The organism is Intrasporangium sp., from assembly GCF_032907665.1.
GTDB lineage: Bacteria > Actinomycetota > Actinomycetes > Actinomycetales > Dermatophilaceae > Intrasporangium.
Map to the genome: position 1 here is coordinate 5,878 of NZ_JAJJPG010000056.1, position 1,507 is coordinate 7,384.

Here is a 1,507-nt window from a genome sequence, read left to right on the forward strand (position 1 = left end):
GTCAGGAGGCCGGTCAGGAGTCCGGGAGGAGTCCCGCTGCTGTGAGCAACGCGGGCACGGCCACCAGTAGTCCCGCGAGGAGCGCTGGGGCGCCCAGGACTCCGAGCAGCACACCCCCTTGGTGCAGACCGTGACGCCTCGAGTAGGAGATCGCCAGCACGCCGAAGCCGACGGCGAAGTAGACGGAGCCGAGCAGGTAGAGGATCCCAGCCCTGTCGATCTGGTCGGGGCTGCCCGCCAGCCCGGTCATCATGCCGATCGCCTTGACAACCGTGCCGACGGAGTAGATGGCCAGCAGGGCGAAGGCTCCCCACAGCAGCACCGTCATCACGGACGAGGGGACGGACATCGCGAGCTGGGTGACCGACAGGACGGCCACCGCCACACCGAGGAGCTTGAGGCCGAAGACAAGCCAGTTCATCACCGCGAGACCGGCCGCCATGTCCGGCCGGTCGGCGAAGGCGCCGGTGGCCTCGAAGACGACGTTGACCACGGCGAAGGCAAACATGCCCAGGGCCATCGCGGCCGCGGTGGCGGTCACGAGGGGGGCGGCACGCCGTGGCTCGACCGTCCGGGGTGGGGTTCGGCTGACATCCATGCACACGACACTAAATCGGGCCGGGCCTGGTCGCGAAGTTCTTTGTTCGTGACTCAGCCGCCCGCGAGACCCTCCTCCCCGGCGAGACGGTCAGATACGCAAGGACGTGGGACTCAACCTCGATCAGCCCCTCGACGCCGACGCGATCGTTGGCACGCTGGCTCGGTCGCCGGTCACCCGTCCGGGACGGCGAGTCGTCGCCAACGATTGAGGAGGAGCAGGATGACCGATGCTGCCGTCGGCGCGGTTGCGGTCGAGAGTCGTCGGGCACGAACCGGAACCCGTGCGCTCTCGGTCGTGCTCGGCGTCGTTGCGGGTATCGCCATCGTCTACGGGCTCGGGGTCATGCACGGGTCGGGCGACCCGTGGGCGGGCACGACGGTCCTGACCCCGGCGACGTCGCTGGGGGCCGCCTCCCTGTGCTATCTCGCTGCGGCAGCGGTGGGCATCCGGTGGGTTGCGTGGGCCGCCCTGCCGATCGCGGCGAACCTGCCCTTCCTCGGCCTGCTCGCACCGATCCCGTGGTGGGGTGTCGTGGCGATCGTCTCCGGTCTCGTGACCGTCGTCGGTCTTTGGCGGAACCGCCACGCCACCGTGGTTCAGGCCGTTGCCATGCTCGCCTACTTCGGGCTCGGTGTCGCCGCGCTGTCCCTCGCCTCCTCCGCGGGACTTGCCCTCGCGGGGGCAGCGCTGACAGCACACGTCGCCTGGAACGTGCACCACCATCGCAAGGACACCGTCGTGACCCGTTCGTTCGCGGTCTGGTGCGCCGCCCTCGACCTGACCGTCGGCGGCATCAGCCTCGTCCTGGCCGTGACCGGCACGGCAGCCTGATTCCCGCGGACCGCGGACGAGCCGGTCGGCGAGTGTCCGATCTGTGCGGACGTGCTCGTCGTAGGGGTAGGAGGC

General features: G+C 69.8%; 2 protein-coding genes. One reads left to right on the plus strand and one right to left on the minus strand.

Annotation, left to right across the window (positions count from 1 at the left end; all coding sequences use genetic code 11):
* Positions 1-13: 13 nt before the first annotated feature.
* A complete protein-coding gene (locus LOY02_RS10105) occupies positions 14-598 on the minus strand; it encodes a hypothetical protein (protein WP_317182230.1) in 585 nt (194 codons plus the stop codon).
* A gap of 222 nt (positions 599-820) precedes the next feature.
* On the opposite strand from LOY02_RS10105, the gene LOY02_RS10110 reads away from it, so the two are divergent.
* Positions 821-1,432 carry a hypothetical protein gene (locus LOY02_RS10110; RefSeq protein WP_317182231.1) on the plus strand — a complete coding sequence of 204 codons (612 nt, stop codon included), beginning with the start codon at positions 821-823 and terminating at the stop codon, positions 1,430-1,432.
* The last annotated feature ends 75 nt before the right edge of the window (positions 1,433-1,507 follow it).

Bases quoted from the DNA above. Each gene is read 5' to 3' on its own strand.
- LOY02_RS10105 (WP_317182230.1), bottom strand. From the start codon at position 598: ATGGATGTCAGCCGAACCCCACCCCGGACGGTCGAGCCACGGCGTGCC.
- LOY02_RS10110 (WP_317182231.1), top strand. From the start codon at position 821: ATGACCGATGCTGCCGTCGGCGCGGTTGCGGTCGAGAGTCGTCGGGCA.